Source organism: Deltaproteobacteria bacterium (assembly GCA_016208165.1).
Lineage (GTDB): Bacteria > Desulfobacterota > Desulfarculia > JACQYL01 > JACQYL01 > JACQYL01.
The window spans coordinates 41,515-57,807 of record JACQYL010000082.1 but is presented as its reverse complement, the minus strand read 5'-3'; the positions used below and the strand labels follow the sequence as shown (position 1 = coordinate 57,807).

General features: G+C 56.4%; 9 protein-coding genes. 2 read left to right on the top strand and 7 right to left on the bottom strand.

Translation table 11 applies throughout. The features are described from left to right. Positions 1 to 318: 318 nt before the first annotated feature. The 5 genes from HY788_16380 to HY788_16360 form a co-directional block, all read right to left on the bottom strand. Positions 319 to 771 carry a hypothetical protein gene (locus tag HY788_16380; GenBank protein MBI4775721.1) on the bottom strand — a complete coding sequence of 151 codons (453 nt, stop codon included), beginning with the start codon at positions 769 to 771 and terminating at the stop codon, positions 319 to 321. Further along, positions 737 to 1,561, bottom strand: a complete 825-nt coding sequence (locus HY788_16375; GenBank protein ID MBI4775720.1) for a protein-glutamate O-methyltransferase CheR — start codon at positions 1,559 to 1,561, stop codon at positions 737 to 739. Before HY788_16375 ends, HY788_16380 begins: the two co-directional genes overlap by 35 nt. Before the next feature lie 189 nt (positions 1,562 to 1,750). Further along, complete coding sequence (locus HY788_16370) at positions 1,751 to 3,298, bottom strand: response regulator (GenBank protein MBI4775719.1); 1,548 nt, start codon at positions 3,296 to 3,298, stop codon at positions 1,751 to 1,753. A 9-nt stretch (positions 3,299 to 3,307) separates the two neighbouring features. Continuing rightward, complete coding sequence (locus tag HY788_16365; protein ID MBI4775718.1) at positions 3,308 to 5,404, bottom strand: MCP four helix bundle domain-containing protein; 2,097 nt, start codon at positions 5,402 to 5,404, stop codon at positions 3,308 to 3,310. Between the two features lie 365 nt (positions 5,405 to 5,769). Next, positions 5,770 to 6,144, bottom strand: a complete 375-nt coding sequence (locus HY788_16360) for a VPLPA-CTERM sorting domain-containing protein (GenBank protein ID MBI4775717.1) — start codon at positions 6,142 to 6,144, stop codon at positions 5,770 to 5,772. 463 nt (positions 6,145 to 6,607) lie between these two features. On the opposite strand from HY788_16360, the gene HY788_16355 reads away from it, so the two are divergent. After that, positions 6,608 to 8,989: a hypothetical protein gene (locus HY788_16355; GenBank protein ID MBI4775716.1), complete on the top strand. Its 2,382-nt coding sequence runs from the start codon at positions 6,608 to 6,610 to the stop codon at positions 8,987 to 8,989. A gap of 73 nt (positions 8,990 to 9,062) precedes the next feature. Here the strand turns inward: HY788_16355 and HY788_16350 are convergent, their stop codons facing one another. Continuing rightward, a complete protein-coding gene (locus tag HY788_16350; GenBank protein MBI4775715.1) occupies positions 9,063 to 9,620 on the bottom strand; it encodes a cob(I)yrinic acid a,c-diamide adenosyltransferase in 558 nt (185 codons plus the stop codon). 311 nt (positions 9,621 to 9,931) lie between these two features. Here HY788_16350 and HY788_16345 point away from each other — a divergent pair, with 311 nt between their 5' ends. Further along, on the top strand, positions 9,932 to 11,716 hold the full coding sequence (locus HY788_16345) for a M3 family oligoendopeptidase (protein MBI4775714.1): 1,785 nt from the start codon (positions 9,932 to 9,934) through the stop codon (positions 11,714 to 11,716). Positions 11,717 to 11,828: 112 nt separating this feature from the next. Here the strand turns inward: HY788_16345 and HY788_16340 are convergent, their stop codons facing one another. After that, positions 11,829 to 16,280, bottom strand: a complete 4,452-nt coding sequence (locus HY788_16340; GenBank protein MBI4775713.1) for an FAD-dependent oxidoreductase — start codon at positions 16,278 to 16,280, stop codon at positions 11,829 to 11,831. Positions 16,281 to 16,293: the final 13 nt, after the last annotated feature.

Genomic DNA, 16,293 nt, shown 5'->3' with positions numbered 1-16,293 from the left:
TACGTGTGTCATCATAACCACCCGTATCGACGAATAAAGCCGGAAAGCATCGGCACAGCCAATAGAATACTCTATGTGGCCGGCAACCACCGATCCCGACCCCAATTATAAGTCCGAAATCGGGTCTTTATGGACAGACACGAATTAACCCGTTTTTTAATCCGAGATTGAAGCAAGAAATATACCACAAATATAACCTCTTTGTATGCTTAGCATTTTCTGAAACCGCCAATTTCCACGGTGAAGGATCTGCTCAAAAATTGCGCAAATTCCCATAGCCGGTGTAATGAAATTGAGCAACGTACAAGGTTCTTCGCGTCAATGCGTCGCACGGAAGACCCAAGGATGGACGGCCCTCGATCCTGCCGGTGAAGCTACAAGACGGAGGACGATCCGTTTCAGCCGCCGGCATCCACGTCTCTGTGGCTCTCCAGAGCATTCAAGAACGTAGTTGGTCCTCGCGTCGATGGAAAGAGACAGAGTTTCCTCCTTTTCAACGAGGAGATGGTAGTTCGCAGGGGCGACATACACGTTGGCAGGCAGAGCCGGCATTTTGTCTTCCGCCTCGTGCACCGGCACGGCGCACCTCCCGTCCAGAAATTCCACGAGGTAGCCTCCCTCCGCAGGGTGCATGTGTTGCACTATAATCACGGTCGGAGGGAACGTTTCGGGCAAGAACGACAGGAGCTTCCCCAGGGCCGCCAGGCCGCCCGCGGACGCACCGATAACAACGGCCCTATAACCGCCTGCGGTAGATCCTCGATCTTTCATCGACCGTCCTGAAATCGTCCCTGACCTCGGAAAACTGAATACTCTCCTTTGTTCCAAGGCAGAGGAACCCTCCCCGCACCAGGGAGTCTCTGAAAAGGGTAAGAACCCGGTTCTGAAGGTATTTATCAAAATAGATGAGCACGTTTCTGCACAAAATAAGATGGGCCTCGGTGAACACGCCGTCCGTAGCCAGGTTGTGATTCGCAAAGGTGATGTTCCGTCTGAGGGCCTGGTCTATAATAATGGCGCCGTATTTTGCGTGGTAGTAGTCTGAAAAGGAGCGGGCGCCGCATGAAAGTTGATAGTTCTGAGTAAACTGCTTCATGTTTTCGATACCGTAGATCCCTTCCCTCGCCTTCTCGATAATCGCGTCATTGAAATCCGTGGCATATATGGTTGCCCTGTCGTAAAGACCTTCTTCCTTCAGCACGATTGCCAGCGAATATGCCTCTTCCCCGCTGGCGCAGCCGGCGTGCCAGATCCGGATCGACGGGTAGGTCTTCAATACCGGCATGATCTCGCTCCGGAGGAATCGATACACGAAAGGATCGCGGAACATCTCGGTCACAGTGATGGAAAATTGCCCGAGGAACTGCTCGAAAAAAGCCTCATCATGGAGCAGCTTCGGAATCATCTCGGCTACGGTTTCGCAACCCGCCTTGGGAAGGAACTGTCTCACCCTGCGCTCCACCGAGGCCCTGGCATACTGCCTGAAGTCGTGGCCGTATCGCCGGAAAACGGCTTCCAACAGCAAGTCGATTTCGATGGATTCTACTTCCGCCGGTTTCATCACGTTAATGTCAACCCGAACCTGCTCAGTTCTGATAAGCTCGTAAAGAGTCGAAAGCGGCCGTTTTCCTTCGTTCCGGCGAAAACCGGAATCCAGCAATTTCAAATGGTCCGGATGCCGGATCAAGTCCGGCATGACGACCCGGAGGACTTCTTACGAAGGCATCGATTTATCCGGTTTACACACCTATTACGGATACAGCCAGACGCGCAACATGGAAAGCAGTCGTTTGACGTCCACGGGCTTTGCCAGGTAATCGTTGGCCCCGGCCTCGATACAGCGATCCCTGTCCCCGGCCATGGCCTTGGCCGTGAGGGCGATGATGGGCAGCCGATGGAACCGCGCCTGGGACCGGATCCGCTGCATGGCTTCGTACCCGTCCATAACAGGCATCATGATGTCCATGAGCACAAGATCCACGTCCGGGTGCTGCTCGAGGGCATCCAGGGCTCTCTTGCCGTCTTCCGCCTTGACGACCTTCATTCCTTTTTCTTCCAGGAGCTTCGAAATGGCAAATACATTGCGCATGTCATCGTCTACGATCAGGACTTTCCTGGCACGGAACAAGGCGTCCGTATCATGGAGATCGATGATCATTTTCCGCTGCTTTTCGGGCAACCTCCCAACCATGCGATGCAGGAAAAGGGAAGTTTCGTCCAGCAGACGCTCGTCCGACCTGACCCCCTTGATGATAATGGAATCGGCATACTGTCGCAGCTTTACCTCCTCTTCCCGAGTCAGATCTCTGGCTGTGTGAACGATGACCGGGGGAATCGATAGGGCTTCGTCCTTCTCCAGAGCCTCGAGAAGTTCGAACCCGGTCATGTCCGGAAGTCCCAGGTCCAGGATGATGCAATCGTATCTGGTGGACTTCATGGCCCCCAAGGCTTGAATACCCGTTGCGGCCTCATCCACCTGAACGTCCCCGTTTCCGATGAGGTTGACGACACTCTTTCGAAGATGCTCGTCGTCCTCGACCACAAGCAGGTTCTTCATTTTCCTGCTGAGCATGCTTTCAAGGGTCGAGAAGGCTTCCTCGAGATCTTCCTGACTTGCCGGCTTGTTCAGGAAGCCGATGGCGCCCTTCCTGAAAGCCTCGATACTCGGGTCCTCGACGGACATGATATGAACGGGGATGTGTCGCAAATTCGGATTTCCCTTTAGGCTCTCGAGAACGGCCCAGCCGTCCATGCCGGGGAGGCGGATATCCAGGATGATGGCCTGAGGCACATGCCGGATCGCCAGGTCGAGTCCCTCCTCTCCCGTTGCCGCCGCCAGGCACTTGAACCCTCTGTCATGGCACTGTCTCAAGAGCAATTTGACAAACCTGGCGTCATCCTCGATAACGAGGATGGTCTTGTCCGCGTCTTTTAGCGTCTCCCTGTCGTCCGGAATGGACAACGGTAAAAGGGGACTCAAAACCCGAGAGCTATCCGTTGGCTCGGCCTCGATGCGAGCAGACTCCGATCTCCATCCGGCACTCTTCGAGCTTCCTTCCTTCAAGGCGGGCCCCGTGCTGCGCTGGGACAATCGTCCCCTTTCAATGGGCAAGTACAGCGTGAACGTACTACCCTTCCCCGTTTCGCTCTCAAGCTGAATCTCACCTGCCAAGAGATGAGCCAGTTCCCTCGAGATCGAAAGCCCGAGACCGGTTCCGCCGAATCTCCGGGCGGTGGTGCCGTCCGCTTGCTGAAACGCCTCGAAGATGATCTTCTGCTTGTCCGCAGGGATGCCGATCCCTGTGTCTTAGATGGAAACCGCCACGGCATTGCTTGTGTCGAGTCCGCTTCGAGAAAGGCTCACGCCCTGCCTCGGTCCGCCGAAAAGGACTCGGATATCTCCGGCTTCCGTGAACTTGATGGCGTTGGACATGAGGTTTCGGATGATCTGTTCGGCCCTTTTCCGATCCGTCTCGATCTCCTTGGGAGCGGTCTCACTGAGTGAGATGTGGAGCCCGAGCCCTTTCTCCTTCGCCATATGGGCAAAATGGTCCTGAATACTGTTTGCCAGGGCGTCCAGGCCGACCTTCTCGAGGTGCAATTCCATCCTGCCGGCCTCGATCTTGGAGAGGTCCAGGATCTCGTTGATGAGGGAAAGGAGTTGATTCCCGCTGTCGTAAATCACCCGAGCCGATTCGATCTGCTCCCCGGTAAGGGTGCCTTCCTTGTTGTCCGCCAGGGACTTCGATAGCAGAAGCAAGCTGTTCAGGGGGGTGCGAAGCTCGTGAGACATGTTGGCAAGGAATTCCGATTTGTACTTACTCGCAATGGCAAGTTCCTCGGCCCTCTCCTCGATTTCGCCCCTTGCCCGCTCGAGTTCACGATTGGTCCGCTCCACGTCCCGCTTCTGCCGCTCCAACGCCTCGGTCTTCTCTTCGAGCTCTTCGTTGGTGGCCTCCAGCTCTTCCTGCTGGGCTTTGAGCTTCTCTTCCGACTCCCGCAGCGCCCGAGTCTGCTCCTCGAGCTCTTCGTTGGCCGCTTTGAGCTCCTCCTGCTGGGCCTCGAGTTCTTCAGTGAGGGCCTGGGCACGGGCCAGGGACTCTGAAAGCTGTTCCCTCTTCTGGGCGGTCTCGATGCTGATGGCCACGGCCGGCATCGCCTGTTTCAGATACTCGAAGTGAAGGTCGGACACCTCGTCGAGGGCTCCTATTTCAACCAATCCCTTCACGCGACCGTCGAAGAGAAACGGAAACACGGAGACGAACCGGGGAACAGCTTCGCCCAGGCCCGAGGTGACTTTGATGTAATCTTCCGGCACGTTTCTTACCACGATGGGCTTCTTCTCGAGGGCCGCTTGTCCTACCAGCCCTTCCCCCAAGCCGAACTCGTTGGAGAGGTTCTTCCGCTTCGAGTAGGCATAGCTGCCGGTAAGCCTCAGGAGAGGTTTACCATGGGTGTTGTCCATCAGATAGAAAGCGCCGACCTGGGCTCCTAAGTAAGTGACTATTTCAGAAATAATTCCGGCGCTCAAATCCGTCAGTTCCTGCTCCCCCCTCATGAGGTCGTTGAGACGCGCTATGCCGGTCTTGAGCCAGTCTCGGGCCGCTGCGTCATCCCGCGATTTCCGCAACGAACTCTGCATCTGGCGGATGGACGCGCCGAGCCTGCCTGTCTCGTCCTTTCCCTTGGCCTCGACCGGGACGTCCAGGTTGCCTTGGGCTATGGCGTCGGCCACAATGACCATGTCGTTCAGACTCGCGGATATGGAACGGGACACCAACAGCCCCAGGGTCAGCGCCACTGCAAGCGACGCCAGGATCAAGACGATCATCAGGGTGACGGCCCTCTGGGTATTCCTATCCGCCTGGGCTCTGCCTTCCTCGAACGCCTTGACGTTCTTCTTAACAATTGCCTGCATCAAATCTCCAGCCGCACTTCTAAGCTCACGGGCGTTTCCCATGCTCAGGCCGGCGGCTTCATCCTTCCGCTCGAGCGCTGAGAGCCGGCGTATCTCTTCGTCCGCCTCCATAAAACGGCTCCACATCCCATCGAACTCATCCAGAAGGACCTTCTCATCCGGATCGGACAGCTCCTTCAAGCGGATCTGGGCCTCCCGGAGATCGGCCTGCAAGCCGGCTATGCTCTCCGCAAGTCTGGTTCGTTCCTCTTCCGTGGCAGAGAGGATCATGTTCTTCTCCGCCCGGACGATCTGGAGCATGTTGGCCTGCATTTCTCCGGCCAACCGGACGCTCTCCGCATCCCTGTCCACGATTCGATGCAGGTCCCCTTGCATTTGCCGGAGAAAGTGCAGGCCGCACAAGGCGATAAGGACCTCGATGGCGACGATCAACATCAGGATCGCGACGATCTTTCGGCCGATCGAGAGATTCTTGAAGAACTTCATGACCTACCCCCTTCGAGCACTCAGGGTGAATGATGGGCAATGAACGGCGAACCGACCGGAGCGGCGCGCGGGTCTCCCTCTCCCTGGGCGAAAGGCTCTTTGCACTCCCGGACCGGATGGCTGCACCGGACGATACACGGCCCTTCGACCCTGCAGGAAAGACGGCACACATTATAGCTTTCGGGCAGAAAGTCGTCCAGGGTCAAATGCATCGCATTTTACACTCGCGTGCCGCCGAATGCTTGGAATCGGAAACCTTTTGTGAGCCGGCCTCGAACATGAGTTTCCCTGCCCTCCAAACACAAAAAAGGGTAGATGAATCCCCGGTTCGGGCTCCCTCTACCCTTGCACCCTGTTTGCCGCTGTTAACTCAGCCGTCTTCTCCGAAACCCTGATAGTCCCAGCAATGCCGTGCCGAGCAGCCACACCACGGCCGGGACGGGAACCGGCGCGCCCAGAGCGATGCCGCCGGATCCTCCATAAACGAACTTCACCTGGTCAATTTCAGTGAAGCCAAGCTCAGCGGCTGTAAAGGCTGAAACATAGTTGGCCGTATTGTCGCCGCCCCACACGATGGAGCCGTCCCTGGCCCGCAGATCCGTAAAACTGAACGTTTGAAACAGATCGTCGTCATAGAACGTCACCGAATAGCCCGCCGCTTCGCCCTGCTCCACGTCCACAACACTGAAGAGGAACAGACTGGATGCGGCGTCAAACGCGGATTCAGCCCTTGATTGCAAAAACAGGCCAACCCCCCATCGGACTTCATTTACCGGAACCTACGACCATCCTGCGACCTCGTCCTTAGACCCCGCATCCATGGCCTATTCCTATTTCCCGTCCGCTGTGATATACTAAATTAGGTATTGTTCTCATAGTCTTCATTTTTTGAACTAGCAGCGGCATACGGCGCATTGTCCACTCTCTTCCGACATCCGTGTTAGCCAACCCGGTGTGGCCATGTAAGCTCCAACGCCAACCGGTGGAGCGCCGTCCATGATACCGATCCGACGACCGAACGGTTTCCGAATCGGAGATGGGCGTTACCTCAAAAACACCGTTCACGAACCGCGAGACGCTGCCGTTAACGCCACGCCCGGACGTGGATGATTTCATCGGGGCGTATGTGTTTACAGAGGTTGATCTCTAGTCGGTTATTTATTTGGTTATTTATTTGGTGTTCCTTTATTCGGGGAGATCGAAATGAATAGCGTTAAAGCCCTCCTGCGAACCTTGTTCGTCGTTTCGTTAGTCCTTGTCGCGGCCGGCGTCGGAGCACAGCAGTCCGATGTGTATGAATTTGAAGAACTCAATGCGTCCATCATGCGCCCGTCCATTTCCGAAATCATGGAGTGGGACGACCAGGTGAAAAAGGCCCGAAAAGCCTATATCAGCGACGACATCAACAAACAGCTCTTAAGGCGGGCCTACGAAGGTCAGGGGTCCTCCGTCAACCTGCTCGGCTACGTCTCATACGTGCCCGAAGAGCGCCAGCAAGGCAGTTGCGGCAACTGCTGGAACTGGGCCTGCACGGGGGTCGTGGAGGTGGCGCTCAACGTCCAGGAGGGAATTAGCGATCGACTGTCCACCCAGTATCTGAACTCCTGTAAAACCGACAACTTCGCCTGTTGCGGAGGGACTCTGGTTAAGTTCGTCAACTGGTACGAGCAGGTGGGCATGTTTTTCCCCTGGTCCAACAACAGCGCGCACTTCGCCGACGGAGACACCACGTGCGATTACGGCTCCAGCGTTACCTATTGCGGAAGTGTTTCCACTTCGCCCAACTACCCCATCACTTCCATTTCCTATGCCACGATCCCCACTGCGGACGTGGGAAAGGCAACGGCCATAGCCAATCTCAAGAACGTGCTCAATCAGAACAAGGCGGCGTACTTCGCTTTCTATTTGCCCACTCAAGCCGCCTGGGATCGGTTTTTCTCCTTCTGGAACGGCCCGGAAAACACGATCTGGGATCATGATCTCGAGTGCGGTCAGGCCTATGGCAACGACGGGGGAGGCCATGCCGTGCTCCTGGTCGGGTACAACGATCAGGACCCCAACCCCGAAAACCACTACTGGGTCCTGCTCAACAGTTGGGGCACTTCCTCCGGGAATCGTCCCAACGGCTTGTATCGAATGAAAATGAACATGGACTATGACTGCCTGTACTCCTATGAAAACCAGAACTTCAATGCGGTATTCTGGCAGACCATCGATGTTCAGTTTTCCCAGAACTCCCCACAATGCACCTATTCCGTCTACCCTGCAACGGTGGATTTCAACTCGAGCGGCGGAGGCGGCGCCATAGAAGTGACCAGTTCATCTCCCGGTTGCGCGTGGACGGCCGCATCCAACGCTTCGTGGATCGTTCTCGAGTCGGCGAATTCCGGAACGGGCAACGGCTCCGTCCAATATCGAATCCCGGCGAATTCGGGAAACGAGAGGACGGGCACACTCACGGTAGCGGGCAAGACGGTCACCATCACACAGGCCGGCTCGCAGCTGTCCACCAACATCCTCAATAATCCGGGTTTTGAAAATGGGGAAGACGGAAGCTGGGTCAGCAGCGGATGGATTCTTTGGAAGATCCCCTGCTTCACCCAGGCCGGTTACGACTGCGCCTATCAAGGCGATTGGGCCGCCTGGTTCGGCGGATACGACTATGAGGAATACGACTTTATGTATCAGGATTTCACCATACCTTCTTTCGCCAAGAACGCTACCCTGAGGTTCCGGTACGCCATTGGAACCAACGAGGAGGATAACGAGCCGTACGATATCTTCGAAGTGGGTATCGGCAGGAACGACAATGACTTCTACAAGAATATCTTATCCCTGAGTAACGTGGACGCGACGTCGGACTGGGTTCAAAGCCAATCCTTCGACGTATCCGAATTCATCGGAAAGGATATATACCTCTACTTTGATGCACAAACCGATGAGAACGTGGTCACCAACTTTTTTATCGACGAAGTGGAGTTGCTCATCGGCACGGACACTTCATTCGCCGACAACGGCATCTGGAAGAACTCGAATGAAGGCATCAGCTTCTATCTTCAAAAATATCAGACCGGCTCCGCCGTTATCGCAATCATGGCAAACAACACACTGACCGCCTTCCTCGATCCGGCTTACAGGGACGGGATCGACTGCAAAGACGATGTAATGGCGCAGGGCGGGCAACTGTCGCTGAGTCTCAACAACAGCACCTCCGGAACATTGACCCTCAAACTCCCGGGCAAGACCGGCACGTATCCCGTTTCTCTTGCTTTTCCCGACGACGGGAGCACGTCGCCTTTTATCCCCACGAATGCAATATGGCACAGTTCGGACGGAAAGTTAAAGTTTTACCTCCAGAAATATGAGGCCGGCTCCTGCGTCATCGTGATGCTGGCCGAGGGCAAGTTCACCGTATTTCTGGACGAGGACTATGAAGACGGCATTGACTGCAGCCACGATGTCCTGGGCCGTGCGTATTCCCTCAGCCTCATGCTCACCGGAAGCACAAGCGGAATGATGACCGTCAACCTTCCGGGAATATCGGGAGTCTACTGGGTTTCGTTCAAGTACCCGGAAAACAGCTGACCACGCGACGGCTCCTCGGGCCGGTAACCTTCCGGAAAAGGCGTTTCTCCGACTCCGAATCGGAGTGGGCTTCTCACCTCCGGCGGGGTGGAGCCCATTCGGCCTTACCGGTCTCGAGGAATTCAGCATAGCGCGCCAGCGTAAAGAGGACGTCCGAAAGCCGATTCAGGTATTTCAAGATAAACCGGTTCCCTATCTTCCCCTCCTCGAAGGCCTCGACTGCCTTCCGTTCGAGTCGGCGTGTAACGGTCCGGGCAACGTCCAGCAGGGCGCCGCTCCGTGTGGTCCCTGGAACGATAAAATTCTCCGGCATCGGCATCCTTTTTTCGATGCGTCTCAGGATGTCGTCCAACCGCCGAACGTGCTTGTAGCCGATGCGCACGTCAAGCTCGGCTAGGTCGGCCGGTGACGAGGACACCTCCGAGCCGATGACAAACAGCTCTTCCTGAAATCTGAAAATCGATTCTCCAATCCTTCCGGGCAGGCCCGACGCCCGAGCCAACCCGAGAAACGAATTCAGTTCGTCCAGCGTGCCCACGACCTGTTTCCGGATATGAGTTTTTTTTACCCGTTGGGTTTCATCCACCAGACTGGTTGTTCCGGTGTCTCCCATTCGCGTGGTAATAGACATGCTCCATCAACTCCTTCCAATGCTCTCCTCTATTTGTATAAAGTAAGGAGTGATCGGTTGATTGCAACGATGAGAAATCCCCATCGGATGCCCACATACGTCCGGCGTTGCTCCAATGGATGGTCGGGTTCGAAAAGAGGAAAATCGGACACGTCTGTGCTACACTCCACCTATTGAAATTCCGGTCGCAAACGAACCGTTTTTGCCTGCACCGGATTTCCTCCATTCCAGACGGCCACCCGCGTGATCGTTGTCTTGTAAGAATCCGACGTAGAGGGAGCGGGTTCACATCGCATCAAAAAGGAGTATCCATGGATCCGATTTCAGCGGAAGAGGTGGTATGGCGGCTTGAGGACTTATACGATGGACCCGACGACGGCAACCTGGAACAGGATAAACTCCATTGCATCGGGGAAGCGCAACGTCTTTCGAGCACCTTCAAGGGCCGAATCGGGGAACTGAGCCCGGACGAACTCCTCGAGTTTCTTCGGGACCTCGAGAATCTCCGGGAGCGGTCCCGCAAGATCGTGACCTTCGCCCATCTCCATTTTGCCACCCAAACCGGAAATCCCGTTAGCAGTCGATTGTGGCAGGAGGCCATGGAGTTTAACAGCCGGCTTCAACGCGATACCATCTTCTTCACCTTGGAATGGGCGCAGATGGACGACGAGTCGGCGCGCAGGCAGATCGACAGTCCCGTGTTGGCGGCCTACGGCCACTTCCTGAAATCGTTGCGGCGATACAGGCCCTACCTCCTCACGGAGCCGGAGGAACGCATTCTGGCGGAGAAGCAACCCAGTGGGAACGGCTCGTGGCGTTCGCTGTTCGACAAGGTGATGGGCCGGCAGCGCTTCGGGGAACGTCGGCGCGCGGAATCCGAAGTATTGAGCGATCTTTACCACAGGGAACAGGAGGTGCGCCGCCGCGCCGCCGAGGATTTCACGGCCGGCCTCGACGAAATCTCCCACGTTCTGACGCACATTTTCAACACGATTCTCTTGGATAAATCCATTGAAGATCGGCTGAGGAAGCACCCTCATTGGCTGAGCGCAAGAAACCTCGATAATGAAATCGCCGACGAAGTAGTCCGGCTCCTGGTGCAGTCCGTAACCTCCCGTTATGACTTCGTGGCGCGATACTACCGTCTCAAAAGAGATATCCTGGGCTATGAGGAACTCCTGGACTATGATCGATACGCACCCCTGCCGGGACAGGCGCAAACGCAATTCTCGTGGGATCAGGCCAGGGATCTGGTCTTGTCCGCCTTCAGAGGTTTTTCCCCAAGGATGGAACAGATCGCGCGCCGGTTTTTTGACGACCGCTGGATCCATGCCCCGGTCATGGCCGGAAAACGGAGCGGCGCTTTTTCTCATCCGGCGATTCCGTCCGTTCATCCATACATATTGTTGAATTTTACGGGCAAACACCGGGATATCATGACTCTGGCTCACGAGCTGGGACACGGCATCCATCAGTATCTCAGCCGCCGTCAGGGTCTTTTCAACAGCGAGGTTCCCCTGACCACGGCGGAAACCGCTTCCGTGTTCGGAGAAATGCTCATTTTCGAACATCTACTCGAAGCTCTGCCTTCGGGGGAAGCGCGTTTGGCCGCTCTGTGCACCAAACTGGAAGACGTGATCGCCACCATATTCCGACAGGCCGCCATGCACCGGTTTGAAGAATCGCTCCATATAGAAAGAAGGGAGCAGGGAGAACGTTCGCGAGAGCGAATTTCCGAGGTCTGGATGGAAACTCAGCGCGCCATGTTCGGCGATTCGGTTCGGTTACTGGACCATTATGGCCTTTGGTGGTCATACATACCCCACTTCGTTCAATCTCCGGGGTACGTGTATGCCTATGCCTTCGGTGAACTGCTGGTGTTCGCGCTGATTCGACGGTATCGGGAAGGCCGGTGCGCTCTTGTTCCCTTGTATCTGGAATTGCTGGAATCGGGAGGTAAAGCGTCCCCCGAGGATCTTTTGCGGCCCCTGGGAATTGATTTGGCGGACGCCGGTTTCTGGACTCAGGGTCTGGACTTCCTGGAGGAATTGCTCCGGGAGGCCGAGCGTCTGGCCCAACCGCTCGCCCTCAACTAGACAAAGGCCGCCATTCACGGCTGATGAACCGTCCCTAAACCTGACCTGAACTCTCTCTACCTAAAGGAAGACCGGAAAGGAGTCGAGGTTGTAGGTCACCATGGTCTCGGCGCTACCCGGCTTTTTGGAGGGCGGATTCCACCATGGTTAGAATCAGATTGTCCGTAAAATGTTGCAGGGTGGCCGCGCCCGTCGGACAGACGGAAGCGCATTGCCCGCATCCCTTGCACACGGCTTCGATAACGCTCGAGACTTCTTTGCCGGAATCGAGTGTTACCAGTGCGGCGGCGTTATACGGACAGACATCCACGCACTTGCCGCAACCGCGGCAGAGGTCCTCGTTGATTTTAGAAACCACGGATTTCAGCACCATCCGCTCTTTGGCCAGGATGGTGCCCGCCCGAGCGGCCGCCGCCATAGCCTGAACGACGGATTCGTCGATGGGCTTGGGATTGTGCGCCAGCCCGCAGACGAACACACCATCCGTAGCGAAGTCCACCGGACGCAGCTTGATGTGAGCTTCGGAAAAAAAGCCCTCGTCGTTCAAAGGCACCTTTAACATACGACCCAGAGGATCCTCGGAGTACGGCGCCATGGCGGCCGCCAATGCCAACAGATCCGCCCGAAGCTCCACCCTTCTCTGAAGTACGTAATCCGTGAAACCGATCTGAAGGCCCGCAGGGTTTGCGGCTACCGAGAAGCCGTTTTCGAACACGTATCGGATGAAATGAATTCCAGCCTGACGGGCGCGCCGGTACAGCTCCTCCTTCAGTCCATAGGTACGGAGATCCCGGTAGATCACGTACACATCCATTTCCGGTTTCACTTCCTTCAACTTAAGCGCGCTTACAACGGAATGCGTGCAACAGATTTTAGAGCAGTAAGGGCGTTCCGGAATGCGCGATCCCACGCACTGCAGGAAGACGGCGCAGCGCGTGTCGCGGAGAGCGCTCTCGTTGTCCATCAGTTTCCGGTCCAGATCCAGATTGGTAAGGACTCGGGGGTCCTCGCCATACAAATAGTTCTTGGGCTTAAGTTCCGACGCGCCGGTGGCGACAATGATCACTCCGTGCTCGATAGCCCGCTCTTCCGTACCTACTTTGATCGTGGTCTTGAAGTTACCGACAAACCCCTCAACATTCCTGACTTCCGCGTTGAGATGAACATCCACGGCATCCTGGGACTCGACGTCGGCGATCATCCGGTTCAGGTGTTCCTGGACGTCTTCTCCCCTCCACCCTTGTCTGAGATTGCGGGCCTGGCCTCCCAGAACAGGACTTCTTTCGATGAGATGGGTGTGGTACCCTTGCGCCGCCAGATTCAACGCCGCGGTCATACCGGCAATACCTCCTCCGATCACCAACGCCTCATGGTTGATCTCAAGCTCGTGTTCCAAAAGCGGCTCGAGTTGAGCGGCCCTGGCGGCAGCCATTCGGACCAGATCCTTGGATTTTTCCGTGGCCAGATCCGGCTCGGCGGCGTGTACCCATGAGCACTGGTTTCGAATATTGGCCATTTCGAACAAGTACCGGTTGAGTCCCGCTTTTACCAGAGTTTCCTGAAACAAAGGGGCATGTGTTCTTGGCGTGCAGGCGGCCACCACAATGCGGTTCAGCCCCTTATCCCGGATCATCTCGGCCATGTCTTCCTGAACGTTCTGGGCGCAAGTGAACAACGTTTCTTGAACGTGGGCGACGTATGGTAAGTTCCTCGCATATTCCACCACCGAGGGCACGTCTACGATACCCGCGATGTTTTTTCCGCAATCACAAATAAAGACGCCGATCTTGGGTGGTTCGCCCCTCACGTCCTTTTGCCGGGGGATGTCCCGAGAGCGCGTCCGTGTGTTTCGCGAATCGGCCAGAAGCGCCGCTGCGACGCCGGCCGAACCGCTGGCGTCAATGACCGAAGAAGGGATGGCTTTGGGACTACGAAAGGTGCCGCTTGCGAACACGCCCGGTCGGGTCGTTTTCAGGGGATCGAAGCCGTTCGCCACGGGATAGCCGTTTGCGTCCAGATCCACGCCCAGTTTTTTGGCGAGTTCTACGCTTTCTTCCGAGACGCAGAGACCTACGGACAAGATGACCATGTCGAACGTCTCTTCGAGTCTTCGACCCGTTTCGTCGGTATACCAGATCTGCAGGTCGCCTGAGTTACTCACCTGTCGTAGCGAGGCAATCCTGGATTTGATAAAGCGGACCCCTTTCTGGTCCCGGGCCCGGTTGTAGTACTGTTCGTACCCTTTGCCGTGCGTCCGGATGTCGATGTAGAAAATGGCGGTATCGAGGCCTTTTACATGCTCCTTCGCTACCGACGCTTCCTTGATCGCATAGGTGCAGCATACCGTGGAGCAGTACGGTCTTGCGCCCTCGTGCACGTCTCTGGAGCCGACGCACTGCAACCACGCTATTTTCTTGGGTTCTTTGTGGTCGGACGGCCGTACGACGTGGCCTTCGTACGGGCCGGAGGGGCTGAGCATACGTTCGAATTCCAGGCTCGTCATGACATTCGGGAACCGGGTGTACCCATACGTATCGTAAACCGCAGGATCCGTGGGCTGGGTGCCGGGGGCGAGGATGATGCCGCCCACTTCAACTTCTCTTACCTCTTCCTCCATGCGGTGATCCACAGCCTTGGCTTCGCACACGCGAACACACTCCATGCACTCGCTGCAGATCCCGCAGTTGAGGCACCGGGACGCCTCGCTCCTCGCCGCTTGTTCCTGGAACCCTAGATCGACTTCATCAAAACCGGCGACGCTTTCCCGGACGTCCCTATGGCGCGCGGCTGCCCGCTTTTCCACGGGAGTATCCTCGGGAATATCGTTCCAGTTGTGACCGGGAGGTTCCTGTGCCTCTAACTTTTTCGCCAGGGCTCCCAGATCCTCGCCGTTCAGATAGCCATGAATGGCTTCCACGGCCTTGTGACCGTCGGCTATGGCTTTTACCACCGTAGCCGGGCCCGATACCGAATCCCCTGCCGCAAACACGTCGGGCACGGTGGATTGCATGGTATGCGGGTTGACCGCGTACATACTCCGGGCGGTGAGCGCCAGGTCGCTCAAGCCTTCGGCCCATTTTACGTCGGGCATCTGGCCGATGGCCGGAATGACCACGTCGCATTCGATCACGAATTCGGAACCCTCCACCGGTACCGGGCGACGACGGCCGCTGTCGTCAGGCGTACTCAACTCGGTCCTGAGGCATTCCAGTCCCGTGGTTTTACCGTCGGAACCCAGAATACGAATCGGGACCGTGAGGAAGTGCATCCGGACGCCCTCGGCCAAAGCGCCTTCGATCTCCTCGGCATAGGCCGGCATTTCGTCCTTGGTGCGGCGGTACACAATTGTGACTTCCGTGCTGCCAAGCCGCTTTGCAGCTCTGGCGGCGTCAATGGCTACATTACCTCCCCCTATAATGGTCACACGATTACCCGGGCGCTTGCGGAGTCCCAGGTTGACGTGTCTCAGAAATTCCACCGCGTCGATAACTCCTTCGAACTCGTCCTCACCGGGAATTTTGAGTTTCATCGTATCGTGGGCGCCCGTTCCGAGAAAAATGGCATTGAACCCCTGCTCTCTCAAGCTGTCGAGCGTGAAATCGACGCCCAGACGAACTCCTGATTTCACCTCTATGCCTGTTTTCAGAAGGTAGTTGATCTCCTTGTCCAATATATCGGGGGGCAATCGATAATCCGGAATACCCACGCGAAGCATTCCGCCCAAACAATCGAGCGCTTCAAAAATGGTGACTCGATAGCGCTTTAGTCTCAGGTAGTAGGCCACGGTCAGTCCTGCCGGACCGGATCCGACGACGGCCACCTTTTCCTCTCGATCCACAATCTCCGGAACGGGCAGGGTTTCGAGATCGACGTGGTCGGCGGCGTGGCGTTTTAAGTCCCTTATGGCGATAGCCTGGTCTACCTCGAGCCTTCGGCATTGAGACTCACAAGGATGAGGACAGACCCGCCCGAGCACGCCGGGCAACGGCAGGCGTTCCATGATCAGCCGGACGGCTTGTTCGTATTTGCCCTGCCCGACAAGCTGGACATAGCCCTGAACATTGACTCCCGCCGGACAGGCGATAACGCAGGGGGCCCGATCCAACTTCTCGATGGCGTAGGTGATGGGAATCCCCTGGGGGAAAGCTCTGTAGATGGCCTTTCGTTTGGAAAGCCCTTTGTCGAACTCGTTGGGCCTCTCGACGGGACACGCAATGGCGCATTCCCCACAGCCCGTGCATACGCCTTCTTTGACGTAACGGGCCTTGCGGCGAACCTTCACTTTGAAATTGCCCGCTTCTCCTTCAACCGCTTCAATCTCAGACAGGGACAACAACTCGATGTTGATATGCCGGCCGACCTCGACCAGTTTCGGGGAGATAATTCACGTGGTGCAGTCCTCGGTGGGGAACGTCTTGTCCAATTGGGACATGATACCACCGATGGAAGGGGACTTCTCCACCAGGTAGACATAGAATCCGGACTCGGCCAGGTCCAAAGCGGCCTGCATCCCGGAGATCCCACCGCCGACCACCATGACGGAACCGATCTTCTCTCCAGACATGTGTTTATCCTTT